Genomic DNA, 15491 nt, shown 5'->3' on the forward strand with positions numbered 1-15491 from the left:
CACGATGAGCCGCTTGGTCGGTAGTCCCTGGGCTGATTGGCGGCAAGCTGGCAGGCGCAAAATATCCGGCCTTGTGGTCGTGCTCCTGCTGCTCGCTTGCCATTTGGCTTTTGACGCACCGTTGTCGCGTCTGCGTGAGCGGACGTACGACTTCTATCAGTTTCTCGCCCCACGCCAGACGACGAGCAATCCTGTCGTGGTCGTCTCGATAGATGACGCCAGCCTCAAGGCACATGGGCGATGGCCTTGGAATCGTGGCCTCTTGGCCGATCTGGTCGATGGCATCACCGAATCCGGCGCGGCAGTGGTCGGGCTTGCGCTGGTACTCCCCGAGGCCGACAACTCGCCTGAAGGCATCGCCGGAGACAAGCACTTAGCAGCGGCGCTGGCCAAAAATCGAACGGCGCTTGCCGTCAGCCTAGGCAATGAGGCGACAGTTTCAGAAGCAGAACCCAAAGCCGGCTGGTCGATCGTCGGGCAAGTACCCGATACACTTCCCGGCTTCACCGGCTTGACCGGCTCGCTTGCCGAATTCTCGAACACTGCCGCGGGCCTTGGCGTAATTCGCACCTTGCCCGATCCCGACGGCGTACTGCGCCATGTGCCGCTGCTCTGGCTTCGCAACACCGCTCAAGGCGTGCAGCTGTGGCCGTCCTTCGCACTCGAGCTCCTGCGCCTCTACGCTGGACAGGACGGGTACATAGCCCGGATGAATGCAGCCGGGTTCGACGCACTCAGGATGGCCGGGGCCATTGTGCCGCTCGAGCCGGAGGGGAGCATCCGCCTCTGGCAAACCGCCACCGATGCGCCCCGCCTGTCTGCCAGCACTATCCTTTCGCGCCATGGCGATCCGCGGCTGCGCGACGCCATCGCCATTGTCGACCTGTCGGCTGTGGGACTGACGCAGTACCTGCCCACGCCAAGGAGTCCAGCACGATCAGGAGTGGACATCCACGCCGATGCGGTTGGCCAGATGCTTGCCGGGAGCCACCTGGCCGAGCCAACGCACGCACGTATGCTCGAGCGGCTCTGGTTTCTCCTCAGTGCCGTCGTTTTCATCGGGCTGTCCGGAGTGCTCGCCGGGCGTGTCGTGCTTGGCGCCCTCGCACTGGCGCTGCTGGCCGTCACGCCGTTTGTGTTCGGCGCTCTCGAGTACAGCATTCAGGGTGCACTCTATGACCCGCTGCAGCCGGCGCTTGCAACGATCATGGTTGCGGGCTTCGAAGGCTATGTCCTCTACAGGCGCAGCGAGCAGCGCCGGTCCACCTTGGCGCGACAGTTCTCCCAATATCTGTCGCCCTCCGTGGTGCAGCGCCTCGCAAGCTCGGACACCGAGGCAATCCTGTCTGGCGAGAAGCGCGAGATCACAATCCTGATCAGCGACATACGCGGCTTCACGACGATGAGCGAACAGCTCGATACCCATGAGATCGCCAAGGTAGTAAACCATTTCCTTGGTATTGCGACCGATGAGATACTCAAGCGCGACGGCACCATCGACAAGTTCATGGGCGATGCGGTGCTGGCCTTCTGGAACGCGCCGCTTGATCAACCCGATCATCGCGAGCGTGCGCTCGACGCGGGTCTTGCCCTGATCGAGCGGGTGAAGCGCGAAGATGCCGCCTTCACTGCGGATGGCCATCGCTCGATCGAAATCGGCGTCGCCATCGAGACCGGCATCTGCTCAGTAGGCAATTTCGGCTCCGAACGACGCTTCGATTACACCGCAATCGGCTCCCCGGTGAACCGCGTGGCACGTCTCGAGTCCACGACCAAGAAGCTGGGCATCGAGCTGGTGCTCGGACCCGGCTTTGCGGCAGGAGCATCGATGCCGGTCGTCCAGGCGGGCGCCTTTGAGCTCCAGGGTTTCAAGGGCGAGGTGCCGGTTTTCACTGTTCCGGAGATGCAAGCTGCTCACCAAGGTGTGAGCCGCGAAGTAGAGATCCAACAATCTGGCGCCCCTGGCGCGGTGGTTGGTTCGGCGCCATCCGAGCAAATGACACCGCCTGATGTTGCGCCCCCAACCCGAAGCACACGCTGACCGGATTCAGCCGATCGCAGTGGTGCCGTCCTGCATCGTGAACTAAGACCGCTGGGGAGGCCTAGGTGCCATCAGGCGGCATCCGGCCTGCGCAGCCGTTGTTTTTGACGGCGGGCGTCTCGCACGCCTGCAGGATTAGGCCAATTTGGGCGGCCGCAAAATACCGGAGCTGAAAGTAGTCCATCTATTCCTGAAAGCTGCCATTCTATTTGCGGCCCCACGCTCATCAACCGTCTGCCGGCGCGCAGCGGTCGTCCAACAGAACACCGGCCGACCTGTTCAGTTCGAGTTGATGAGCGACCCACGCTCCAGCCTTCTCGCATGGCTGGAGCGACGCGGCCTGGAACTGCTGAGGCTACGGAAACCTACAGATGCGGCTCCATTTCCGAGTGGAGCCGCGTATGCTAAGCGCCTTGTTTCGGTCGTTGAGGCGAACTCCTGCGATCCCATATGTGGACATAGTTGCTGAAGACGCCGTGGCGCTGTGAACCAGACTCGCGTGGGAGTGAGGTTGCAAAACGCCTCCTCCGGGTGACAACTCCCCGCAGAAAGCCGCTTCTTCAGACAGGCTCCGACCAAGCCGCAGGATAGGCGAGGCAGCCCCAGAATTTGGAGACCAGAATATGGCAAGCGGGGAGCAGCAAGACAAATCAGCGGCGGAAAAGGCAGTATGGCCGCTTCTCTTTCTAACGGCGGCGCTGCAGGCGTATCTGGGTCTGTCGTTGGTAGCCTATGTGTTCATGGGCGTGTCAAACCCGGGCTCCGGGATTGCCGGATGGACAGCGGCCATGACAGGCGGGCTCCAGACGATTGCGGCCATGGCGGCCTTTGTGCTGGCTGTTCGAGGCGATCTTCGCGGCACTAACCTGGCGTTAGCCGGCAGCATCATGCTGGGCTGGTTTTCGATGCTGCCTTCGGTCGCTGAGCAAGGGCTCGACTTTGGCGGTGACGACTGGGGTACCCCGGTCTATTTCGTGGTCTCCCCCATCATCGCGATCGTTACGGCAACGCTAGCTTGGCGCAACCTATACCTGGTCCCGGCAGCTTTCATCGTAACAGCACCGACCTTCATCGGCATTTTGGTCGTCATCGTCTTCGGAATCGCCATCGCTTTATACGGCTTCTGAATGCGTGGCAGGTTCGAGGCTCGAGGTCGCAAGGATTGGCTTCGGCCCGTGAATCCGAGGCGTATCGAAGGTCCGGCTTCGGGTCGCATCCGGCCCGCTGCAGCATTTTCCACTTTGAGGCGAAATCATTCTCGACTATGGTCTGCCAGACTTAAGGCATGGGGGATTGCCGATGGTTTTATCACGCAGGGGAGTCGTCATCGGCGGCCTGGCGCTGGTCGCGGTCGGTGCAACCGGCAATATTGTTCTAGCCGCGACGGCAAAATCCTTTTTCGCCGGTGACGCCAGCGACAACAATTTTGTCTATCGCAAGACCAACTTCGCCAAGATCGACAAGAGATGGCATCGCCAGATCGTGAAGTATTTCAGCAGCGAGCCGGTCGGCACCGTCGTGGTCGATACCCGCCACCACTTCCTCTACCTCATCATGGAAAACAAGACCGCCATCCGCTACGGCGTCGGCGTAGGCAAGGACGGCTTCAAATGGTACGGCCGCGCGACGATCGACCGCCGCGCGCTGTGGCCGCAATGGGTCCCGCCCCCCGAAATGCGTAAGCGCAAGCCGGACCTACCGCCGATGGTCGCAGGCGGCGCGTCCAACAATCCGCTCGGGCCGCGCGCGCTCTATCTGTACCGCGACGGCGCCGACATCGGCTACCGCCTGCATGGCACCCTGGAGCCATGGAGCATCGGCACCGACGCTTCCAGCGGCTGCATCCGCATGTTCCCGGAAGACATCATCGACCTCTACCAGCGGTGCCCGATCGGCACCGCGGTGGAGGTGCTGCCGCACATCGCCGACCAGGCGCCCGCTTCCACAACTGTCGAATGATTGGCGCCTCATGAACCGCATGATTGAAAACACGCGCCGGCTGCTCGCTGCCAGCCTGCTGGTGTTTGTCGCATCCTGCTCGACCAGCAACACGCTGGCCCCTTCCACGCCAGACGTCACCAACGCCGAGATTGCCGGCTTCCAGAACGTGCAGCCGGGCAGCGAGGAGGATTTTATCCTCAATGTCGGCCGCCGCACCTATTTCACGCAAGGTTCGGTTGCGCTCGATTCTGTCGCCAAGGCCACCCTCGACACCCAGATCGCCTGGTTAGCAAAGCATCCGCGCTGGCTGCTCAAGCTGCAGGGTTTCGCCGACGATCCCGGCGCAAGTGAAACGGCGCTGTCGCAGCAGCGCGCCGATGCGGTGATGGACTACCTCGCCGCCGGCGGCATAGACCGCAATCGCATGTGGGCCAAGGGCTACGGCAAGGACAGGCTCGTCCGCGACTGCCCCGACGCCGCCTGCAGGTCGCAGAACCGCCGCGTTGTGTCTAATTTGCGCGATGAGAGGGACGAGTCGTAGGTGGCAGCAGTTTTGCTTGTCATCGGAGGCCGTAGGCAGCTTTGTCCCCGTAAAGCAGACATGCCGGCGATAGCACTTGCCGCAGGACTGACCAAAGCGAGAAGTCGCATCGCCCAGTTTGGCATCTCAAATCGCGGCGCTTTTGCTCCATGAGCACCCAGCCGCGACCTGAGCACCCGGGCTATCTCGTATATGCTCATTGTTTCACCCGCTATTGCAACGAACCGCTCGCCATTTGCTGCAGGATCGGTCATAGCGCGAATGTGTAGATCGGCGACGTCGCGGACGTCCACGATCCCGTAGGAAAGCTTCGGAGCTAACGGCAGATTTCCGTCCAGCATACGTTGGATGAGTGAAATTGACGGAGAATAGTCGGGGCACATGACCGGCCCCAATATCACCGTCGGGTTTACTGCTGTAAGCTCTGGCCCACCTTTTCGCCTCACAAAATCCCAAGCATCTTTTTCGGCTAACGTCTTCGATCTGACGTAGGCGGTAAGAGTGGGAATGCTCAAGTCACTCCAATCGGCCTCAGTGAATTCAGCGGTGTCCATTTCGCGAGCGTAACTCATGGTAACGAATGACGATGTGATCACCAGCCGTTTAACCTTCGCTTCATGTGCTGCTCGCAACCCTCGTAGTGTGCCAGATCTGGCGATGCCGATGGTGTCAATATTGCCATCCTTTTGTCCAACGGAAAATGGAGAGGCGACATGTAGCACGTAGGAGCTACCGGCGGCGGCATCATCCCAACCGGGATCGGCACTCAAATCTGCCTCGATGAAGGAAAGAGAAGCGCCAATTGATGATGCGCCCATCTGCTCGAGTGTACGACGAACTTCTGGTTCGCGTGTCAGCGAGCGTACAGTGCATCTAACCCGGTATCCAAGATCGAGCAGCTGCAAAATACAGTACATACCGAGGAAGCCGGAACCTCCCGTAACCAGCACTTGTTGGGATTGCGTAGAACGTTTGAGAGGTCTGATCATCGGCATCTGAAGTTGCGGGATCTCCATCGCAGTTTGAGCACTGATTCGATAGCCGACCACGCCCTTTCCCGATACCTTGGTCCTCTCCCCGGAAAAGTACAATCTCATATAGCTGGAAGACATGCTGCCCGACGACTATGCAGAGTGGGTCAAACCACGTCCACCTCCTCCCCATCTGAGAGCAAACCGACCGGCGCTACTTCCTCAAGCTGATCAAATGCAGGCGCGCCGAATCATCGCACCGCGCGCGGGCGCAAAGCGGCTGGAATGCTTGGACCGCTTCAAATGCCCGCACTCAATCGCTTTTCCGGACCTTCGCGTAACGACAGTTCGGTTCGAGCCATGATAGGCTTTGCGCCTCGAGAATGGTGGCGTCATTGCGCGGCGAACGGCCTTCTTGCGTATCCGGCGGGTGACAAACTGGGCAGTCGGACTTTTTGAGAGGGTGACGATGGCGTTGGGGGGGCCCGCGGATGGCAAGCGCAGGCGCTTTGCTCGACACAACACGGCCGCCCGTCAGGCGATGAATCTTAGTGCCAGCGGGGTAGTTGGAGCGTTAGCATGCCTGGTCATCGGGCAAGTTTCCGTTCACTTGAACCCGGCGGGTGCTCCCGCAATAGCGGTTGGCGATGCATATTCTCGCCATCGTGATTGTGTTCGCTGTGCGCGAACCGTTCCGTTTGCCATCTTGCAGCACTTCTCGCCCACTCGCCAAGATGATTGCCGTTGGCTGCGTCCTCGTTCTCGCAGCCGCTCTTTATGTCATCGCGCTGGCAGACTTCCCCCACAGGGTTGATGGAGATGCAGCGGCGCAGGCGAACAACGCTATGGAATTTTTGGTGGGAAACGGTCGTCACTACGGGGGCGGCAACGTGGTGGAAGAGACGGCCGAGATCGATGACGGACATCTCGATCTCTATAGCTTGGAAATGACGAACCTCTGGAAACTGGCGCTGATGCTCCGCTCCTTCCGTTCTGGAACGCATGGCGCCTGGCGAGAGGTTCGGACGGCTAGGTGCGTCGAGTTCGACATCGAGACGGAGAAGCCGATGCCGGTCAACACCGATGGTGAGATCGTCACCTCGACACCAGCTCATTTCAAGGTCCACGCAAAGGCGATCTCGGTCTTTGCGCCTCCGCCCGTGGGCATTCGACGTCGCACAGAAGGAGCATTCGGTACGGACCTTTGATTTGTCGGGCGACCATCCCGGTGTCAAGGCTGCGCAATAGCTCGTCCGGCCGCCGAGGCATGCATGATTATCGTGTTCTCGACGCGCTTCAAAGGCGCCTTCCACGCACCGCGGGTATTCTCCAAACGCTCGCTTAGAAGCAGGGCCAAAGATTTGTTGCCCTTCGCCGCTCGAATATTAGCAACCTCTTGACGATCGCCAGCCGCGCTCCAGAATCCCTCACATGGTGCGGGAACAGACTGGCATCGGCTTTGGCCACGAGGTGACGATAGGCGTCACCCATCTGGAACTGCTCGACGACCGTCGGGCCAGCGTCAGCGTTGCGACCTACAACTTCCTCTTCTCGATCGACACGCCGAAGAAGGCAAAGGCGCCGGACAAGTTGAACCTCATCGGCCACGCCACGGCGGTCGATTATGAAGCTGGCAAGGCCACGGTCGGCGGTTTGGTCACAGTCGAAGCGGGCTCCCATCAGGGGGTGGAAACTCGCCGCGCCGGTGCTCCGCGATGAGAAAATCCGGGACTGACAATCTCGTCCCGGCCATCAAGAGCCCCGGCGATGCGCCGTCGATGAAGGGCGCAGAGCAGTTCGAGATTTTCCCCGACTACGGCCCGACGATCAACAAGCGCCACATGGTAGCGGCAGCGGTCGTGACAGTCCCGCTCCTGTTCGGTTTCACTGGCCTTGCTATTCGTTATGCCGCTGTTGCTTCAACGTTGGCGGAACCAGGCTTCGAGTCTTATGCTCGTGCGCTCTGCCGATGGGATTGCCACTGGTATCTGGATATTTCCGAACGCGGCTACGAGCGCTTTCCCATCCCAAACCAAAGCAACGTCGGACGATGGGGCTTCTTTCCATTCTATCCGATGCTGGTAGCGGTGATCCGGGCGATTTTCCCCTTCGCCACGATACTGGTCGCGACGATCACTTCGATTGCATGCAGCTACACCGCGTGTCTGGTGGCATGGCCGCTGCTGGAGAAGAACATGCGGGCCTATGTACTGTACTGCGCTTTTCTGCTTAGCGGCCCGTTATCCTTCCACTTCACAACTTTCCTTTCCGAATCTCTTTTCGTGCTCCTGACCTCGATTGTCTTCCTGGCACTCAAACGTTCCAGCTATCCCGTCGCTGGCATCTCGTCAGCGCTCCTCTCGGCAACGAGGCTCGTTGGGGTCCTCGTCGTCTTTGCGACCGTCATTCAAATGTTCCAGCAGCATCGCGAACGGGGCGGCTCACCACTCTCCTTTCCGCGTTGGGTGCTCGGTCGACCGGATCTGCTCGTCGCTATCTTTATCTCGCCTGCCGGCTTGTTTGCCTACATCCTGTTTTTGTATGTCACTGTCGGCGACGGCTTTGCATTTCTGCACGTCCAACGCGCCTTTGGACGAGTGGCTGGGAACCCGCTCCTGTTTCTATGGGACGGACTCTCAGCATTTCCCAAGACCGGGTGGCTGCCCACGGCGCCGCAATGGAGTGCGCTCGCAGCGATCATCGGGCTGGCGCTATCAGTCGTGCTGGTGGCTCGCAAGCAATATGGCGCTGGGGTCTTCTGCGCGATCTGCATTCTCGTGCCATTGATAACGAATCTGGCCTCCATGGTCAGATACGTCATTGGGCTGGCGCCTCTGATAATGTTGATGGCCGTCCTGTTGTCGGCGTCGAAACTGACCTGGCTGGCCGCTTTGGTTCTCTTCCTGGTCGCCTGCTATTTCATGACGGTGGCATGGATTGGGGGCTACCTTGCTTTGGTCTGACACCCTCAACCCCCATGGACGCGCTATCTCGCTTGGCGCTTACGCGCTCGCCGCGGTTCTGGCCGTGTCCGAACTCGCCATCCTTGCGCTGGCCCTCCATCCGAATGTCCACGCCGACTATCGTGCCTATTACATCGACCGCACGACGACATGCCTCAACCGCGATGCTATTGGCAGCTACTCACTCGGCCAGACAGTGTCCTTCCGGTCCGATGGCGCCAAACGGGTAGCCGGCATGAAAGTTTGTGGCTGGTCGGGGCCGGTAGCCGACGGCACGCATTCGCTGGGCGAGACCTCGCGGCTTCGCCTGCAGATACCGCCACTTCGCGACGGCCTTAAGGCAACGCTACAAATGGCCGCTGTCATTCGTCCGCCACAGATGACGCAGAGGGTGATAATCTCGGTGCATGGCGTGTCCGTGCATAAGGTCACACTGTCGGGCAAGCAACCGATAACCGTCTCGTTCGTCATTCCGCACGCAGCTTTTTCGGACGCCAGCACGTTCGAAATGACCTTTGACTATCTTGACGGGATCCCGCCCAGCCAGGCCGCCAGCGACATTTATAAGCGCTCCATCAAATTGGTGTCGTTTCGACTGGACGCCATTTAGAGCATTATTGCCTCTGGCGGGAGCGATTGCCGTGCCGACCGGGAATGCGTCCGGCAAAAACCCACCGGTCAAGCACGAAGAAATTGATGCCGGGGACAAGCAAGCACGTAATCAGCACGGGAATGATGAGCGGCAAGCCCAGCTTTACCGTCAGCAACGCCGGCGCCCCATAGGCAATGGCCAAGCCTGTTGCCGCCAGCAGGAGAAAACGCGGAGCTTCAGTTCGATGCGATCGGCTCGACACGAACGTCAGGGATTTGTGAGCCAGATACGAAAACAGGGTGGCTGCGGCATATGCCCCAAGCGAGGCATGGATGGGCGTTAAACCGAGCCATTCCGATTTGGAAAAAACAGCAACCAAAGCGGCATACAGAAGTGTGGCAGCGATGCCGACCAGGCCGAAGCGTGCCAGTAGCTTCAGGGCGTCGTCGCCGGCAGGCCGATGCTCATGCATGCGCACTACACGCATACTGTGCCCCCAGCGGCAGGGGGGCGAGCGCGCGCTCGACTTTTCGGGCCAAGGGCCCGCCCGACGGCAGCAGCAGGAAGTGCTCGGATCGGATGTTGCTGAAGCCTGCTTCTTGAAGGAGGGACGCTGTTTTGGCTGCGCTGAGCAGCACCGCGTCATGGTCGAAGGGACACCGGAACACAGCCAGACGCGTCAGCGGATTATAGGGATTGTGCTCGATGATGCAGGCGGCACCGCCTGGGCGTACGACGCGCCGCATCTCGCGAACGAACCCGAGCCAGGAAGCGGGCGGAACATGATGGACGACGCAGCTGGCGAAGGCCAGATCGAAGACGCCATTGTCGTATGGCAGGTTCGGCGTGGTGCAGACCGTGTAGGTGACGCTCGGATTCTCCTGGCTGGCACGCAAGATGGATTCCTGCGAGATGTCACAGCCCTCCAGGCACTCGAAGGCGCCTTTGAGATAGGGATGGAGCACACCTACGCCGCAGCCGACATCAAGCACCCGCAAATCCGGACCGGCATGACGAAGCCCCCGCTCGACCACAACGCGTCGCAGCAACTCGGCCTTCGCCATGAGAAAGAAGTCGTGCTTAAGCCCTGAAAAGCGGATCGATCCCTGGACCGTCTCACCATAATTGAATCTATAGCTGTCGAAGGGTTCGGACATTGGCCGGGACTCCAAGCCGGGATTTTCGAGGCGAGCGGCGGCTCTTGCCCGGGACGGCTGGCATCGGCCGGTCGAAGCCGGTGAGGCGATCGATCACGTAAAGCGGGCGCCGTTTTACTTCGGCGTGGATGCTGCCGACATACAATCCGACAACGCCGGTCATGAAGAGGTTGATGCCGCACAGGAGCGACACGATCATCACGGTGGATGTCCAGCCGGCAACAATGCCTGTTTCAAAGGCCCAGGCGTAGATGGCGTAGGCACCGAAGGCTACGGCCAGCGCAGAAATGGCCAAGCCACCCCAGAGCGCCAGGCGCAGCGGCTGTTCCGAGAAGCTGACGATGGCGTGCGCAGCAAGATGCACCATCTTCCAGAATGGGTATTTGGTCTGGCCATGGGTTCGTGCCGGGCGCTCGAAAGGCACCGACGCCTGCTTGAATCCCATCCAGCCAAACATGCCCCTGACGAAGCGATCGTGTTCGGGCATCTGCCTAAAAGTTCTCAGCGCTTTGGGACCGACCAACCGGAAATCTCCAACATCGCGCGGAATGTCAACGGTCGTCATCCTTTCCAGCAAGCGATAGAAGAGACTTGCCGTGAAGCGCTTGAACCAGGATTCGCCCTCGCGTTTGACGCGCCGGGCATAGACAATTTCGAAACCTTCTTTCCACTTCGCCACCAGATCGAGAACCACCTCGGGTGGGTCTTGGAGATCGGCATCCATGACGATGACGGCATCCCCCTGGGCGGCGTCCATACCGGCTGTGATTGCTATCTGGTGCCCAAAATTGCGGGAAAGCTCGATTAGCCGAAAACGAGGCTCGGCGGCGACCACACGCCGAAGGTAAGTGACGCTGCCATCGCTGCTTCCGTCATCGACGAAAATAGCCTCTGTCTCACCGTCCAGCTGGTGGATTAGCAACCTGATCCGCTCGATCAGACGAGGCAGCACTTGTTCCTCGTTGTATATCGGCAGAACCAGCGAGTAGCGCAGCGACACGTTCGCTCTCATCCCGGCACTTTGGATTACAGAGGCCTCCATGCCGATCAAATGAAACGCCAGCCTCAAAGTTCCATAAGGCATTACTAATTTAATTTGTTGTTGCAGGCGGGTGGCGAGCTGTTCGTTCTGAACGGCTTCGGTCTGATTTGGGATGAGATATCGTTTCGCGCGCCGGCGGAGCAATGCGCTGTTTCGCAATCATTGTCGGGCAAGTGGCCGCCTTGCCAGCTCTTGTCAGCGCGTCGGCGCGCGATAATTTTTGAGGGGAAGGGACTTCGACCAAAGGAGCCGACGATGGAACACCAAACTTTAAGCCAACTGCAGACAATTGCAGAAGTAGAACCCCTGTCGACATACCCGATCATGACCCGGCAACAGCGCATTGAGCGCTGGGCAGAGTTGCTGGAACAACATCCCGAGCGACGCCTGACAGCGCTTACCGGCACTGAGTATCTGAAGCGGGAAGCTCGCGACGCAGCGCGCGGTGAGGGCTCGCCAATTACTGTGGCCTTCGAGGACCCGCTACTGCGTGCGTTAGGCCTGAAGGATGACACCTATGGGGCAGCAAAGCGCTTCTTCGAACTGTCTGACGGGGAGTTGCATGACATCGTCTGCAGTTGCCATGTCGGAACCACGTTCAGAGGGCAGTGGGCTGCCGCTAGAGTCCGCCGGGCAATCGGAGGGAACAGGTTTCTTAAGTGGCTTAGAGAGAGTGTGTGGCACTGAGGTCGCCAAGGACGGCGATTGAAGCTCGTTTCAAGCGAGGTGGATGAACGATTGGGGCGCCAGTGGAGCGCCGTGTTGACGACGGGGGTCGGCGCCTGTCCCACGGCTGTGCAGATGGGTGGGGCGCTCCTCGGTCCCAGTTTACTCGCGGTGCGTTCCAGCATGGCTGCAATACTCCAGGGGCAGGATTCTGGAATCCTGTTTGCGGCTAGCATCACCACGTGAAGACATCGATCGTTCGCCATCTGCTGCGCTAACCTCAATCTCGGCGGCGCCTGGCCTGTATGGCAGCAAAGGTGACTGGGCGAAAATCCCAGGCGTCGACGCCGACGTCGTGCTGGCGCGTCATTGGCTTCAGCCGGCCATGAGAATGGCCGTGCAGGTTTATCGATTTCTTGCCGATCTTGTTCCAGGTGCGGAACGGGTAGTGGCAAAGAACCAAGAAACTGCCCTCGACAGTTAGCTCCTTGTAGTGTTGCACGCTAGCCCAAGCCGAAGCGCGGAGCGTTACCATGCCGTCGTTGTTGCCGATGATCAGGTGTTTGGTGCCGTGGAGGCAGGACAGCAGCGAAGACACTGTCTCGGCCGATCCCTTGGCGAAGTCGCCGAGGTGCCAAACCTCGTCATTTGGAGCAACAGTCTCGTTCCAAAGTTCAGTCAGTGCCTGGTCGTGCGCCACCAATGAACTGAAGGGGCGGGGGTCGAGCCGCAGAATGCGGGGATCGTTGAAATGCGTGTCGGAGGTGAAGAAGATCATGCGCCGCCGCTGGCTGAGATGAGCGCTCAACGGACGCTTTTAAGTTCGGTTGCCGGAGCGGCTTTTGGGTCCATCATCGATCCTGATTTGGGCTTCCCTGAGCATCTTGAGTGCCTCTTCCTTGGTGAGGCCGCACTTGCGCGCAAAGTAGAGAGCTTCGATCGCCTTTTCACGATCTGTGGCTTCTGTGTGCTGTTTAAGCTTTTCACCCATCGTTCTCTATCACCTTTTGATGCCACCGAACCATCACGGTGCCGGGTTGTTCCCATCCATCGGATCTGCTGACCTGCGGAGCGCCGCTGCCTGATGTCGCCGATAAACGAGATCCCGAGACCTGTAGCAGGCATCAGCTTGGTCGTTTCTATGTGGCCCGTCTGGGAGGCACTGTCGGAGCTCTAAAGTTGCCGAACGCTTTGCGGCGGTTGCTTTTGGCTACGAGCGGGCGCGGCAGGCATCTACTGCCGAAGGCGGCTCGCGCTCGCGGAGGAACCATGCAACGCGCTTTTTGAATCGCAGTCTGAAGACCCAACTGCGATCACCTGGTGCGCCCGACGGTAGGACAGCGAGAAGCCTTGCCTATGCCTTTGCAAGGTTGCCATGGCGATCCGGAACCTCGAGGCATGTGGAGAGTTGTCCAGCAGCCCAGCGGAGATTCAAGCCATGGCGCCACCAGATGCCAATCCCGGCGTCGCCGCGCAGCCGAAACGCTCTAGCAAGCCGGCAACTCCATCACCGGCACGGCACAAGGCCTCCGGAGCAGGATTATCTATCGACGGGCTCCCAATGGTATGAAGGACAATGGCCCATGAACGTCGCCAACCTGCAATTGGAAGGTTTGCTTATGGCGGTCGCGGCCGTCAATAACGCCTTGGTCCGCAGAGGCCTTCTCTCGGTCGATGATATCGACACGGCGTTGAAAAACGCGGAAGCCTCCTTCACGGTTGATGAGCGCCTCTTCGAGGATATGTCGCCGGCTAACCGCGACGCAGTGTGTTTCCCTTTGCGGCTTTTGCGGCTGGCTAACACCGAGCAGTTCGAAGCGAGTGTGCCACCGTTTTCCGAGCTGGCCAGGCAGGTGGGGATCACCAAGGAGCCTAATAACGACCAGATGTGAGGGAGGAAGGTCGACCTGCGCGGGTGGCCTCGAAAGACGTGATGAACGATGACCCTGTAGATTCGCTCGCCAACGCAATTCGGCATCGCAGCGCAATTCTGTTTGTTGGGGCAGGGGTTTCGATCAGCGTTGGATTACCCTCCTGGGAGAAGCTGATAGAGCGAATGGCAAAGGAGCTCGGCGTCGACGACGAATTTTCCACGAGACGCGATCGTTTTCAAACCCTGGCCGAGTACTATCGCATCAAGCATGGCAGCATCGGGCCACTTCGCAGTTGGATGGACAGAAACTGGTCCGTCCCCAAGGACCGGATCGAGAAATCCGAGTTGCATCGTCTCATCGTGAGGCTCGACTTCCCTGTCATCTACACAACTAACTATGATCGGAATCTGGAACTGGCTTATGAGATATACGGTCGGGACTACGTGAAAGTGGCCAATGCACGCGATGTGGCGCAGGCCCGCCAAGGCATTACCCACATCGTCAAGTTCCATGGTGATTTCGACGAGGATTCGTCCCTCGTCCTCACCGAAACGGACTACCTCGATCGTCTCTCCTTCAATTCTCCGCTGGACGTGCGTTTTCGCTCGGATGCGCTCGGCAGCACGATCCTCTTCATTGGCTATAGCCTTTCCGACCCAAACATTCGGTTGTTGCTGCACCGTCTCTGGCAGACGTGGCATCGGTCCGGCTATGAGAAAGATCGCCCGCCCTCGTTCATCTTCATGACCAGCCGAAACCCTGTGGAGGAGGCCGTGCTTGGACGTTGGGGCATTTCGGTCGTGGTCGGCGAAATCGACGAGCCGCAAGCTGCTTTGGTGGACTTCCTCAGCCGGCTGGCGGAGATGGTTGGGGATGGGGAACTGTCGCCAAAAAGTGGGCGATAGCAACATCCGTATGATGGGCAGTTCGGCGGGCTCTCAAGGAGCGGCACATGGCAGAGAATTCCGTCCGGAATTTCAAGTTCAATTGGCGTCAAGGATACTATCGCGGCACGGAGAGCTAATCGGAAACTTACTCACGCACTGCCTACTTTGAAGTGCCTTTCAGCGGTAACGGCTCAACCTCGATGCGCCTTGCGCCGAGCTTCGGCGCAAGGGGCGAGCTTGTTTAGCGATACGCTACCGGCTGATCAACGCTTGGCGTTTTCACTCTCCGAGTCGGCCCGCGCCAGGAACTGCTCGGTTGTCGTTGGAATATGGCTTTTCAACCAGTCCGCCATTGCGACTTCCTCACGCAGGTTCTCTTCGCAGACCTGGGCGACCTCTGCTTCACCCAGCGATTTGGCAGCGGCGATAAGGATTGTGTAGGAGGCGATTTCCATGTGCTCGAACGTGTAGCTTGCAAGCGATCCTTTCATCACTTCGTCACCGGCGAAGACACCGCTGAGCGACTGCGCCATTGCCGTCAGCTTGCCGCCGGCATCCTTCAGTGTGGAAGATCCTTGTCCGATGCGGTCGAGACAGGTTTTCAGCCGAGCAGCCTGCTGCCTGGTCTCCTGGACGTGCTGGCGAATCCGTTCGCTGAGCTCAGGATAGTTCTCAATTCGGTTCAACTGCCCATTCAACATGGTCTCGGCCTGCTCTTCCATGGCGTGAGCATCCCTGAGCCATTGGACAAGCCATTCGCGCGATTCTGACATTTCATATCTCCTTCATGGGTCGGCCAGAACTTTCAAAGGGAGA

General features: G+C 59.4%; 18 protein-coding genes. 11 read left to right on the forward strand and 7 right to left on the reverse strand.

Annotation, left to right across the window (positions count from 1 at the left end; genetic code table 11):
* The first annotated feature begins 79 nt into the window (after window positions 1-79).
* The 4 genes from AC0L2U_RS29910 (at window position 80) to AC0L2U_RS29925 (ending at window position 4523) form a co-directional block, all read left to right on the forward strand.
* Window positions 80-2041: a CHASE2 domain-containing protein gene (locus AC0L2U_RS29910; RefSeq protein ID WP_473603092.1), complete on the forward strand. Its 1962-nt coding sequence runs from the start codon at window positions 80-82 to the stop codon at window positions 2039-2041.
* A gap of 623 nt (window positions 2042-2664) precedes the next feature.
* On the forward strand, window positions 2665-3168 hold the full coding sequence (locus AC0L2U_RS29915; RefSeq protein WP_127318164.1) for a hypothetical protein: 504 nt from the start codon (window positions 2665-2667) through the stop codon (window positions 3166-3168).
* Between the two features lie 172 nt (window positions 3169-3340).
* Window positions 3341-4000, forward strand: a complete 660-nt coding sequence (locus tag AC0L2U_RS29920) for a L,D-transpeptidase (protein ID WP_128362430.1) — start codon at window positions 3341-3343, stop codon at window positions 3998-4000.
* Window positions 4001-4010: 10 nt separating this feature from the next.
* Window positions 4011-4523 carry an OmpA family protein gene (locus AC0L2U_RS29925; RefSeq protein ID WP_127332134.1) on the forward strand — a complete coding sequence of 171 codons (513 nt, stop codon included), beginning with the start codon at window positions 4011-4013 and terminating at the stop codon, window positions 4521-4523.
* Here the strand turns inward: AC0L2U_RS29925 and AC0L2U_RS29930 are convergent.
* The gene (locus AC0L2U_RS29930; RefSeq protein WP_292137978.1) at window positions 4421-5572 is read right to left on the reverse strand and encodes an NAD-dependent epimerase/dehydratase family protein; all 1152 of its coding nucleotides are present in this window, start codon (window positions 5570-5572) and stop codon (window positions 4421-4423) included. The genes AC0L2U_RS29925 and AC0L2U_RS29930 overlap by 103 nt on opposite strands.
* A 569-nt stretch (window positions 5573-6141) precedes the next feature.
* Here AC0L2U_RS29930 and AC0L2U_RS29935 point away from each other — a divergent pair.
* The 4 genes from AC0L2U_RS29935 to AC0L2U_RS29950 all read left to right on the forward strand — a co-directional run bounded on the left by AC0L2U_RS29935 (window position 6142) and on the right by AC0L2U_RS29950 (window position 9067).
* Window positions 6142-6702, forward strand: a complete 561-nt coding sequence (locus AC0L2U_RS29935; RefSeq protein WP_245481778.1) for a hypothetical protein — start codon at window positions 6142-6144, stop codon at window positions 6700-6702.
* 223 nt (window positions 6703-6925) lie between these two features.
* Window positions 6926-7213 (forward strand): hypothetical protein, encoded by a 288-nt coding sequence (locus AC0L2U_RS29940; protein ID WP_127396515.1) that lies wholly within the window; start codon window positions 6926-6928, stop codon window positions 7211-7213.
* Window positions 7210-8457 carry a hypothetical protein gene (locus tag AC0L2U_RS29945; RefSeq protein ID WP_127396516.1) on the forward strand — a complete coding sequence of 416 codons (1248 nt, stop codon included), beginning with the start codon at window positions 7210-7212 and terminating at the stop codon, window positions 8455-8457. The genes AC0L2U_RS29940 and AC0L2U_RS29945 overlap by 4 nt, the downstream gene beginning before the upstream one ends.
* 64 nt (window positions 8458-8521) lie before the next feature.
* The gene (locus tag AC0L2U_RS29950) at window positions 8522-9067 is read left to right on the forward strand and encodes a hypothetical protein (protein WP_245481777.1); all 546 of its coding nucleotides are present in this window, start codon (window positions 8522-8524) and stop codon (window positions 9065-9067) included.
* Between the two features lie 4 nt (window positions 9068-9071).
* On the opposite strand, the gene AC0L2U_RS29955 is transcribed toward AC0L2U_RS29950, so the two are convergent.
* Genes AC0L2U_RS29955 through AC0L2U_RS29965 form a run of 3 tightly spaced genes read right to left on the reverse strand, consistent with a single transcriptional unit; the run spans window position 9072 to window position 11218 of the window.
* The gene (locus tag AC0L2U_RS29955; RefSeq protein WP_128289057.1) at window positions 9072-9536 is read right to left on the reverse strand and encodes a GtrA family protein; all 465 of its coding nucleotides are present in this window, start codon (window positions 9534-9536) and stop codon (window positions 9072-9074) included.
* A complete protein-coding gene (locus AC0L2U_RS29960) occupies window positions 9514-10206 on the reverse strand; it encodes a class I SAM-dependent methyltransferase (protein WP_127396519.1) in 693 nt (230 codons plus the stop codon). Before AC0L2U_RS29960 ends, AC0L2U_RS29955 begins: the two co-directional genes overlap by 23 nt.
* A complete protein-coding gene (locus AC0L2U_RS29965) occupies window positions 10181-11218 on the reverse strand; it encodes a glycosyltransferase family 2 protein (RefSeq protein WP_164873906.1) in 1038 nt (345 codons plus the stop codon). The genes AC0L2U_RS29960 and AC0L2U_RS29965 overlap by 26 nt, the downstream gene beginning before the upstream one ends.
* A gap of 285 nt (window positions 11219-11503) precedes the next feature.
* Between AC0L2U_RS29965 and AC0L2U_RS29970 the strand changes: the two genes are divergently transcribed.
* Window positions 11504-11935, forward strand: a complete 432-nt coding sequence (locus tag AC0L2U_RS29970) for a hypothetical protein (protein ID WP_127807737.1) — start codon at window positions 11504-11506, stop codon at window positions 11933-11935.
* Window positions 11936-12194: 259 nt separating this feature from the next.
* On the opposite strand, the gene AC0L2U_RS29975 is transcribed toward AC0L2U_RS29970, so the two are convergent.
* Window positions 12195-12692, reverse strand: coding sequence for a metallophosphoesterase family protein (locus AC0L2U_RS29975; RefSeq protein WP_127266460.1), 498 nt, complete (start codon window positions 12690-12692; stop codon window positions 12195-12197).
* A gap of 39 nt (window positions 12693-12731) precedes the next feature.
* Window positions 12732-12905, reverse strand: a complete 174-nt coding sequence (locus AC0L2U_RS29980; protein ID WP_127395634.1) for a hypothetical protein — start codon at window positions 12903-12905, stop codon at window positions 12732-12734.
* Window positions 12906-13497: 592 nt separating this feature from the next.
* Here AC0L2U_RS29980 and AC0L2U_RS29985 point away from each other — a divergent pair.
* The gene (locus AC0L2U_RS29985) at window positions 13498-13806 is read left to right on the forward strand and encodes a hypothetical protein (protein ID WP_127266462.1); all 309 of its coding nucleotides are present in this window, start codon (window positions 13498-13500) and stop codon (window positions 13804-13806) included.
* A 41-nt stretch (window positions 13807-13847) separates the two neighbouring features.
* Window positions 13848-14693 (forward strand): SIR2 family NAD-dependent protein deacylase, encoded by an 846-nt coding sequence (locus AC0L2U_RS29990; protein ID WP_127266463.1) that lies wholly within the window; start codon window positions 13848-13850, stop codon window positions 14691-14693.
* 245 nt (window positions 14694-14938) lie between these two features.
* On the opposite strand, the gene AC0L2U_RS29995 is transcribed toward AC0L2U_RS29990, so the two are convergent.
* A complete protein-coding gene (locus AC0L2U_RS29995; protein ID WP_127395633.1) occupies window positions 14939-15448 on the reverse strand; it encodes a ferritin-like domain-containing protein in 510 nt (169 codons plus the stop codon).
* Between the last annotated feature and the right edge of the window lie 43 nt (window positions 15449-15491).

It is taken from the genome of Mesorhizobium sp. WSM4808, from assembly GCF_055811675.1.

Bases quoted from the DNA above. Each gene is read 5' to 3' on its own strand.
- AC0L2U_RS29915 (WP_127318164.1), top strand. From the start codon at position 2,665: ATGGCAAGCGGGGAGCAGCAAGACAAATCAGCGGCGGAAAAGGCAGTA.
- AC0L2U_RS29920 (WP_128362430.1), top strand. From the start codon at position 3,341: ATGGTTTTATCACGCAGGGGAGTCGTCATCGGCGGCCTGGCGCTGGTC.
- AC0L2U_RS29925 (WP_127332134.1), top strand. From the start codon at position 4,011: ATGAACCGCATGATTGAAAACACGCGCCGGCTGCTCGCTGCCAGCCTG.
- AC0L2U_RS29935 (WP_245481778.1), top strand. From the start codon at position 6,142: ATGCATATTCTCGCCATCGTGATTGTGTTCGCTGTGCGCGAACCGTTC.
- AC0L2U_RS29940 (WP_127396515.1), top strand. From the start codon at position 6,926: ATGGTGCGGGAACAGACTGGCATCGGCTTTGGCCACGAGGTGACGATA.
- AC0L2U_RS29945 (WP_127396516.1), top strand. From the start codon at position 7,210: ATGAGAAAATCCGGGACTGACAATCTCGTCCCGGCCATCAAGAGCCCC.
- AC0L2U_RS29955 (WP_128289057.1), bottom strand. From the start codon at position 9,536: ATGCGTGTAGTGCGCATGCATGAGCATCGGCCTGCCGGCGACGACGCC.
- AC0L2U_RS29960 (WP_127396519.1), bottom strand. From the start codon at position 10,206: ATGTCCGAACCCTTCGACAGCTATAGATTCAATTATGGTGAGACGGTC.
- AC0L2U_RS29965 (WP_164873906.1), bottom strand. From the start codon at position 11,218: ATGAGAGCGAACGTGTCGCTGCGCTACTCGCTGGTTCTGCCGATATAC.
- AC0L2U_RS29970 (WP_127807737.1), top strand. From the start codon at position 11,504: ATGGAACACCAAACTTTAAGCCAACTGCAGACAATTGCAGAAGTAGAA.
- AC0L2U_RS29975 (WP_127266460.1), bottom strand. From the start codon at position 12,692: ATGATCTTCTTCACCTCCGACACGCATTTCAACGATCCCCGCATTCTG.
- AC0L2U_RS29980 (WP_127395634.1), bottom strand. From the start codon at position 12,905: ATGGGTGAAAAGCTTAAACAGCACACAGAAGCCACAGATCGTGAAAAG.
- AC0L2U_RS29985 (WP_127266462.1), top strand. From the start codon at position 13,498: ATGAACGTCGCCAACCTGCAATTGGAAGGTTTGCTTATGGCGGTCGCG.
- AC0L2U_RS29990 (WP_127266463.1), top strand. From the start codon at position 13,848: ATGAACGATGACCCTGTAGATTCGCTCGCCAACGCAATTCGGCATCGC.
- AC0L2U_RS29995 (WP_127395633.1), bottom strand. From the start codon at position 15,448: ATGTCAGAATCGCGCGAATGGCTTGTCCAATGGCTCAGGGATGCTCAC.